Below are 7,515 nucleotides of genomic sequence, written 5' to 3' on the forward strand. Positions count from 1 at the left end.
GGCGCCTTCGACCCGCCCTGGGTGCGCGACCTGGCCCGCATGCTGGGCGAGCCCGAGGACCGCGTGCGGCAACTGCTGCGCAAGTTGCTGCGGCGCGGCGAAGTGGCTCAGGTGGTAAAGGATCTGTTCTATCACCGCGATCAGGTGGCCGGGCTGGCGGCGCTGGCGCAAGGCCTGACGGCGCAGCCGGCGGGCTTGAATGCCGCGGCGTTCCGCGACGCCACGGGACTGGGCAGAAAGCGCGCGATCCAGATCCTGGAGTTCTTCGACCGCGTGGGATACACCCGGCGGGTGCGCGATGCGCACGTGCTGCGCCAGGAAAGCGCTTACGGCAGCACGCGCCCGGCGCAGTAACCGGTATCATGGGCAGCCACCGCGGAAGGCATTCGTGCCCGGTGGCACGGCTGGGCTTCAAACCCAGTTGGGGGCGTCAGACGTTCCCAGGTAGGTTCGACTCCTGCTGCCTTCCGCCATCCTTCGCGCAGCGCCCGCGCGCTAGGCTCGCAGCAGCCCCGTCACCACGCCGCCGACGCGGTCCGATTTCCAGTCCAGTTGCCCCAGGTGCCAATATCGGATGGATCCGCCGCGGTCCACCAGATAGTTCGCGGGCAGTCCGACCGCGTCCCATTGTTTCGACGCCGTGCTGTTCCTGTCGTGCAGCACGATGCCCGCGACCGGCCACTTCGCAAGAAAGGTATTGATCTTGGCCGCTGAGTCGCCCACGTTGACCGCCACCAGGCGCAAGCCTTCCTCGCGGTGGCGTTTGGCCATGGCGGACATGATGGGGATTTCGTCGCGGCAGGGCTCGCACGAGGTGGCCCAGAAACTGACGATGACCACATTGCCGCGCCAGGATGAGAGCTTTTTCTCGCGGCCGGAGAGGTCAGGCAAGGCCAGGGGTGGCGTGGGCGCGGTCCAGGGCGCCCAGTCCGGACCGGTGGCCTTCTTGAGCGCATCGTCGCTGGCGGCCCGGACAAACCAGGGCAGGGCCGCCAGCGACAGGCCGGACTGCAGGAGTAGGCGGCGGCTGATCATGGCAGTGCCCGTGGCTGGACTCAGATGGCTAGAGGCTTGCTGCGGAGCTTGTAGCTGAAGCTGTCGGGATCCAGGCTGTCCAGCCGGCCGGCCGAGGTTTCGCCGTTGGGATACATGAGGAAGGGCACGGGGCCGTGGGCCGCGCCAGGCAGGACCACGTCGTGGCCATGGTTGTATGCGACCCAGTTCATCTCCCAGGCGCCGAACAGCATGACGCGCGCGGCGCGCACCTTGGCATCGGTCAGCGGCAGTTCGCCGGGAGGCTCTTCCAGCATGACCTTGCGCACGTCGGCCGGGTCCACGGGCACCCAGCCGTAGCCAGCGGCATAGAACTCGGCGCGGCAGTGCTGCGCCTTGGTGACGTCGCCCGCCTTGCCCAGGCTCTTGTAGCCGAACTCGGAGTCCGCCACGCGCAGGCCGTAGGCGTCGCGGGCGGGAATGCCGGCGGCGCGGGCCAGCGCGACGAACAGGGAGTTGATGTCGGCGCATTTGCCGTTCAGATCGTTGGCCGTGAGCATGTAGCGCACGTCGCCCACGCCGCAGCCGCGGGTGGACGCGGTCCTGCAGGTATTTTCGACCACCCATTCGTAAATGGCGCGGGCCTGCGCCAGATCGCCGCGATGGCCGCGGGTGATGCGGTCGGCCGTGCTCTTGACGATGCCGTCGGTGGGCAGCAGCGTGGTGGGCTGGAGGAATTCGCGCAGCGCCGCCGCGCTTTCCTGCGGGATGCCGGCAGCCGGCGGCTGGCTCAGGTCCACGCGCCGGTTGCGGGTCTGGAAACGGCTGGTGACGGTGACCTGGCGCGGCGCTTGCGCATCCGGCCATTGCACGGCCAGCATCTGCACGCCATAGCCGGGCGCCTGCGTCAGCTGCGCGTTGCCGCCGCCGCTGACCTGCCAGGTGCTTTGCGCGCCGCGCTGGTAGGGGGTGTCCGTGGCATAGGGAACCGGAATCCAGATGCGCGCATGCGCGCCCGGATCCTGCACGGTGATGTCGGTGCTCAGTTCAAAGCCGCGCCAGTCGGCGCTGACGGGGGCGAGCTCCGCGCGCGCCGCCCTGGGCAGTGCCGCGCTGGCGGCGCACAGGGCGCCGGAGAAACGGAGAAAGTGTCGGCGATCCATGTAGCCCTCACTCACGGTGAAGATTGGCTGTCGGTGCGCCCGGGGCCGGGCGGCCGTCCGTTGCTGCGTGCTGCCGGATCATCATAGGGCCAATCGCGGGGGCGGTGCTATCCTTTTCCACTGACCAACGGAGATTCAAATGACCACCCAGGATGTTGCCAGCGCGGCGGTGCCGCGATTGACTTCGCTTTCGCACGGCGGCGGCTGCGGCTGCAAGATCGCGCCAGGCGTGCTGTCCGAGCTGCTCAAGCGCTTCGGCCCGGCGGTCAGCTATCCCGATCTGCTGGTGGGTACCGAGACGGCCGACGACGCCGCGGTCTACCGGCTGAACGACGAGCAGGCGCTGATCGCCACCACCGACTTCTTCATGCCCATCGTCGACGATCCCTACGATTTCGGCCGCATCGCCGCGACCAACGCGCTGTCGGACGTGTACGCGATGGGCGGCACGCCCATCATGGCGCTGGCCATCGTGGGCATGCCGATCAACGTGCTGCCGCACAGCGTCATCGCCGATATCCTGCGCGGCGGCGAGGCGGTCTGCAAGGACGCCGGCATTCCGGTGGCCGGCGGCCATAGCATCGACTCGGTCGAACCCATCTACGGCCTGGCGGCGATGGGCCTGGTGCATCCCGGCCGCATCAAGCGCAATGCCGATGCGCGCGCCGGCGACGTGCTGATCCTGGGCAAGGCGCTGGGCGTGGGCATTCTGTCGGCCGCGCTGAAGAAGAACCGCCTGGACGACGCCGGCTACCGCGCCATGATCACTGAGACCACGCGCCTGAATCGCCCGGGCCCGGCGCTGGCCGCCATGGAAGGCGTACATGCCATCACCGACGTGACCGGCTTCGGCCTGTTGGGGCACACGCTGGAAATGGCGCGCGGCGCGCAGCTGACGGCGCATGTGCGGCGCGATGCGTTGCCCTGGCTGCCCGGCGTGCAGGCGTTTGCCGCGGACGGCGTCATCACCGGCGCGTCCGGCCGCAACTGGGCTTCCTACGGCGCGTCGGTGCGCCTGGGCGAGGGCGTGAACGACACGGAGCGGGCCTTGCTGACCGATCCCCAGACCGCGGGCGGCCTGCTGGTGGCGTGTACGCCGGATGCCGCGCAGGCGGTGCTGGACCTGTTCCGCCAGCACGGTTTCGAACAGGCGGCCATCATCGGCGACATGCGCGCGGGCGAACCGGAAGTGCGCGTCGACTGAAGCGCCGGCTGCCCAAGGGGCTAGCGCTCCTGGCGTGCGCGGCCCAATTCCTGCACCTGGTAGTTGATCTGCCAGTGCAGTAGCCGCGGATAGGCGTTCAGCCGCACCTGCTCCGCCCATTGCTCGGCCGTGGCATCCTGTTCTTCCCCCAGCGCCAGTCCTGACTGGCCTGCCCAGGGCAGGATGCGGCCGGGCTTGTCCTGCCGGAACACCCCTTCATCCGTCAGCATGACGTGCTTGTTATTGAAGCCGAAGCACCAGGCCGGGTCGGGCCGCGCGGCCAGCAGGTCGCAGCCGCTGCGGAAGTAGGGCGTTTGCGGCAGGCTCAGGTGGTACAGCGTGGGCAGGATGTCCTTGTGGCTGCCCACGCGCGCCGGGTCGTAGCGCGCCTGCGATCGATAGGCTGGCGGCACGTACAGATAGAACGGCACGGCGCGGGCCAGCGCCGCGTCCTTCGGATCCTGATAGTCGATTCCCAGGATGTTGTGGTCGCCGGTCACGGCGACGATGGTGCGGGCAGCGCCGGGGGAGGCTTTCAGTCGGGTTAGGAAGCCGCCCAGTTGATCGTTGGCATAGCGCAGCGTGTCGAACGCGTCCGCCAGCGCATCCCAGCTCTTGAAGTACGGCAGGCCGGCTACGTCATCCAGGGGCAGGCCGCCCCGCTGGCCGCCTTCCGGCACGATGAACGGCGGATGGTGGGTGGTGGACAAGGCCACGATGAATAGCGGTTGGCCGTCGTCGGTGCCTTGCGCCAGCCGCTCCTCGATGTAGCGGAACATGTATTCGTCGGGCACGCCCCAGGTTCCCGTCTCCGCTTGGGGATAGCGCGCCCTGAGGGTCTGCTGGTCCACGAATTCGTGCGCGCCCAGCTTGGTGGCGAAGACACCGAGGTTGCGCCAGGTGGCGGCGCCGGACGTGACGAAGATGACCCGGTAGCCGCGTTGCAGAAAAGGCGTGAAGGCATTGCTGGCGAATGGGGTGTCCACCGCCGACGATTGGCCGATGGCAGCAATCGGGCTGCGCACCAGCAGCAGGCTCAATGATTCGATGGTGCCGTTGCCCTCGGCGACAAAGCGATCGAACACCCAGTCCTGGCGCCAGTGCGGCCGCAGCGCGCCGAGCAGATCGCGGCCGGGACCGTCGTAAGCGTTGAGATGCGCGCCCATGCTCTCCATGACCTGCAGCACCACATGGGGCGGTTGCGCCGCAGCCGCCGGATTGGGCCCGGTTGCGGCCATGAAGGGCCGCAGGCCGTTTTCCGGCCAACCCAGGAAGCGCTCGGAGAGCAGGCGTCCTTCGCGCGTGGTGACGGGTTCGAAGCGCTTGTCGTTGCCGCGGTCCGACAGGGCCCAGGAAAAGGCCGAGATGCCGTTGGGCGCAATGTCGTTGAGCAGGCGCAGCGACGAGATGCTGGTGTCGTCCTTGTTGAGCGGAAACTTTCCCAACGAGCCTCTACACGCCACCACGGTGATGCCTATGATCAGCGTGAACAGCAGCAGACCGGGAACGGCGGCGCGGCGCTTGAGCGGCATGCGCTGCACCCGATCCCGCCAGCGGCGGCCGAGCCACCAGGCGCCGGCCAGCACCGCCGCCAGCAGCAGGCCCGCCTGCGCCAAGGGGTAGCCGTGCCACAGGGTCATGAGGATGGCGTGGGTGTCGTCGTCGACCAGGCCGAACACGAAAATGTCGATCGAGCGCGAGAACGTGTCGAAGTAGAAAACGCTGATGATCGTGATGGCGGCAAACAAGGTCGCCATGACCGCGCCCAGTCCTGGCAGATAGCGCTGCCAGCGCTGTTGCAGGCCGGGCCTGGCGGCCGCCGCCATGGACAGCAGCAGGAGCGCCGCGCAGGCGATGCTGGCGACCTTGATGTCGAACAGCAGCCCGGTGGTCAGGCTGCGCCGCACGTCCTGGGGCAGCGCGTCATAAGTCCCCGGCGCCGCATAGCGCAGCAGCAGATAGCTTCGTCCGGCGCTTTGCGCCAGCACGCTGACCGCCCAGGGGGCCAGCAGAATCAGGAAGGAACGCTGAAAGTTGATGAGCCAGTCTTGCCATCCAAGCGCCGAACGGAAAAACTTCATCAAGGTCTTGGGAGCAAGGTTGCGGATGCCGCGGTGGTTTGCGTCGGGAGGGCGGCAAGTTCGCCGCAGCGCGAAAGCGCAGGCCGCAATCTACAGGAATCACTGCTGCAATGTATAAAGATTTGTATAGCGGCGCGTGGTGATGTCAGCGCGCTAGAGCGTCAGGTCGCGCGCGGTCGCTTGCGCCTGTTCCATCAGCCAGCGCGTGACCACGTCCGCGTCCGGCGTGGCGCGGCGGGTATTGCGCACCAGCCAGTAGGCGTGCTCGGTGGCGCTGGCGGCCTGGCCGCCGACAGCCTCCAGGCGCTGGTCCGCCAGCATCGGCGCGATCAGCGCCAGCCGTCCCAGCGCGATGCCGTGGCCCGCCAGCGCGGCGTGCACGATCTGGTCGTACTGGTTGAAGCGCAGCATGCCCCGGGCGGGCGCCCGGCCCAGCCCGCGCGCGTTCAGCCATTCCGACCATTGCAGCCAGGGACGCGTCGGGTCGTCGAATTCCAACAGCACATGGCGTTGTAGTTCCTCGGCGTCCAGCAGGCGGGCCTTGAGCGAGGGGTGGGCCACCGGCACCACCGCCTCGCCGAACAACCAGGCCGCGTTGTCCGGCACGCCGTCGCGCAGGCTGTAGCGGATGGCGATGTCGACGCTTTCGCGGTCGATGTCGATCAGCCGGTTGTCGGCCGCCACGCGCACGTCGATATGCGGGTGCGCCGCCTGGAAGTCTCCCAGCCGCGGCAGCAGCCACAGCGAGGCCACCCCTATGGTCGTGGTGACGGTGACGGGCGTGCGGCGCTCGGGCGCGCGCAGCTGCTCGGTCAGGTCGCCCAATTGGCTCAGCCAGACGTCGGCCATGCGGAACAATTGCGCGCCTTCGGAGGTGAACGACACGCTGCGGAATCCGCGCACCAGCAGCGGCACGCCCAGGTGGGCCTCCAGCGCCCGGATCTGGCGGCTCACGGCCGACTGCGTCACATGCAGGTCCTGCGCGGCCAGCGTGATGCTCATGCGGCGGCCCACGGCCACGAAGCCTCGGACCAGATCAAGCGGCGGCAATTTGGCCAGCGGATATGGCATTCGTAAAACTCATGCGTGTCGGACGGAAATGTCGCTTGAGCAATAGTACCTCCCGGGCGTTCAATAAGACTCAGACGACGGGTAAAGGGCGCACGGCCCCGCAACCCGCCGCGATCGCCGCCGCCGCGGCCCAGGGGTACGCCATGATCCAGGTATGTTGCACTGCGGGAATGTCATTTCGTTTGGCCGGCGGCTCGACTATGCTGCTCAAACACGCTTCGGGCGTTCGCATCGTGTGTCACGCCGGCACCTTATGGATGTCCGAATACCAGCGCTTCGATGACAGCGTGCTTCAAGCCGGTGATTCCATCACCGTCGGCAGCGATCGCGATGTCGTTCTCAGCGGCCTGCCGGATGCGCAGGTCGCGCTAATTTCCTAGCAGCTTCGGAGCCCCAGTCATGACCGCGCCCCTGCCCGACACGCCCCGCATCGAGATGTGGTTCGATTTCGCCAGCCCGTACAGCTACCTGGCGATAGAACGCATTGACGCTCTGGCGCAAGAGGCCGCCGTCCGGGTCGATCTGCGGCCCTTCCTGCTGGGCCCGATCTTCCAGGCGCAGGGCTGGAACGACACGCCGTTCCGGCTGTTCCCCGGCAAGGGCGCCTACATGATGCGCGATATCGCCCGTCTGGCCGAAAAATATGGCTTGGTCTACAACCGTCCGCGCCTGTTTCCGCGCATGAGCGTGCTGCCCGCGCGCATCGCGCTGCTGGGCCAGGACGAACCCTGGGGCCGCGATTTCTGCGTGGCGGTGTTCCGCGCCAATTTCCAGCACGACCTGGACATCCAGTCCGAGGATGTCGTGCACGGACTGCTGACGGACCTGGGCCTGGACGCCGATGTCCTGATCGCCCGCGGCAAGTCCGAAGCCGCCAAGGAAGCGCTGCGCGGCCAGGTCGACCAGGCGCGCAACCTGGGCTTGTTCGGCGCGCCCACTTTTTTTGTGGATGGCGAGATGTTCTGGGGCAACGACCGCCTCGAAGACGCGCTGGAATGGACCC

At 67.8% G+C, this 7,515-nt stretch carries 8 protein-coding genes and 1 tRNA gene; 5 read left to right on the plus strand and 4 right to left on the minus strand.

Translation table 11 applies throughout. The annotated features are described in order from the left end of the window. Together VIR09_RS20165 and VIR09_RS20170 are read left to right on the plus strand one after the other, a co-directional pair. Nucleotides 1-354 (plus strand): SelB C-terminal domain-containing protein (locus VIR09_RS20165; protein WP_332014470.1); only part of this gene is annotated, 354 nt, incomplete at its 5' end. Nucleotides 355-377: 23 nt separating this feature from the next. Beyond that, a tRNA-Sec gene (locus VIR09_RS20170) sits at nucleotides 378-473 on the plus strand. Between the two features lie 22 nt (nucleotides 474-495). On the opposite strand, the gene VIR09_RS20175 is transcribed toward VIR09_RS20170, so the two are convergent. Both VIR09_RS20175 and VIR09_RS20180 read right to left on the minus strand, forming a co-directional pair. After that, the gene (locus tag VIR09_RS20175) at nucleotides 496-1,035 is read right to left on the minus strand and encodes a TlpA disulfide reductase family protein (RefSeq protein WP_332014471.1); all 540 of its coding nucleotides are present in this window, start codon (nucleotides 1,033-1,035) and stop codon (nucleotides 496-498) included. A gap of 20 nt (nucleotides 1,036-1,055) precedes the next feature. Further along, the gene (locus tag VIR09_RS20180; RefSeq protein WP_332014472.1) at nucleotides 1,056-2,156 is read right to left on the minus strand and encodes a transglutaminase-like domain-containing protein; all 1,101 of its coding nucleotides are present in this window, start codon (nucleotides 2,154-2,156) and stop codon (nucleotides 1,056-1,058) included. Nucleotides 2,157-2,295: 139 nt separating this feature from the next. Between VIR09_RS20180 and selD the strand changes: the two genes are divergently transcribed. Further along, the gene (gene selD, locus VIR09_RS20185) at nucleotides 2,296-3,360 is read left to right on the plus strand and encodes a selenide, water dikinase SelD (RefSeq protein ID WP_332014473.1); all 1,065 of its coding nucleotides are present in this window, start codon (nucleotides 2,296-2,298) and stop codon (nucleotides 3,358-3,360) included. Nucleotides 3,361-3,380: 20 nt separating this feature from the next. Here the strand turns inward: selD and VIR09_RS20190 are convergent, their stop codons facing one another. Then, entirely contained in the window at nucleotides 3,381-5,441 is a 2,061-nt protein-coding gene (locus VIR09_RS20190; RefSeq protein WP_332014474.1) for an LTA synthase family protein, read from the minus strand. A gap of 153 nt (nucleotides 5,442-5,594) precedes the next feature. Beyond that, entirely contained in the window at nucleotides 5,595-6,512 is a 918-nt protein-coding gene (locus tag VIR09_RS20195; RefSeq protein ID WP_332014475.1) for a LysR substrate-binding domain-containing protein, read from the minus strand. A 35-nt stretch (nucleotides 6,513-6,547) separates the two neighbouring features. Between VIR09_RS20195 and VIR09_RS20200 the strand changes: the two genes are divergently transcribed. Both VIR09_RS20200 and VIR09_RS20205 read left to right on the plus strand, forming a co-directional pair. Continuing rightward, entirely contained in the window at nucleotides 6,548-6,892 is a 345-nt protein-coding gene (locus tag VIR09_RS20200) for a DUF2917 domain-containing protein (RefSeq protein WP_332014476.1), read from the plus strand. A 19-nt stretch (nucleotides 6,893-6,911) separates the two neighbouring features. After that, the coding region (locus VIR09_RS20205) for a 2-hydroxychromene-2-carboxylate isomerase (protein ID WP_332014477.1) at nucleotides 6,912-7,515 on the plus strand (604 nt) is incomplete at its 3' end.

This window comes from Achromobacter sp. (genome assembly GCF_036567245.1).
In the GTDB taxonomy this organism is placed as follows: Bacteria; Pseudomonadota; Gammaproteobacteria; order Burkholderiales; family Burkholderiaceae_B; genus Achromobacter.

Bases quoted from the DNA above. Each gene is read 5' to 3' on its own strand.
- VIR09_RS20190 (WP_332014474.1), bottom strand. From the start codon at position 5,441: ATGAAGTTTTTCCGTTCGGCGCTTGGATGGCAAGACTGGCTCATCAAC.
- VIR09_RS20180 (WP_332014472.1), bottom strand. From the start codon at position 2,156: ATGGATCGCCGACACTTTCTCCGTTTCTCCGGCGCCCTGTGCGCCGCC.
- selD (WP_332014473.1), top strand. From the start codon at position 2,296: ATGACCACCCAGGATGTTGCCAGCGCGGCGGTGCCGCGATTGACTTCG.
- VIR09_RS20195 (WP_332014475.1), bottom strand. From the start codon at position 6,512: ATGCCATATCCGCTGGCCAAATTGCCGCCGCTTGATCTGGTCCGAGGC.
- VIR09_RS20175 (WP_332014471.1), bottom strand. From the start codon at position 1,035: ATGATCAGCCGCCGCCTACTCCTGCAGTCCGGCCTGTCGCTGGCGGCC.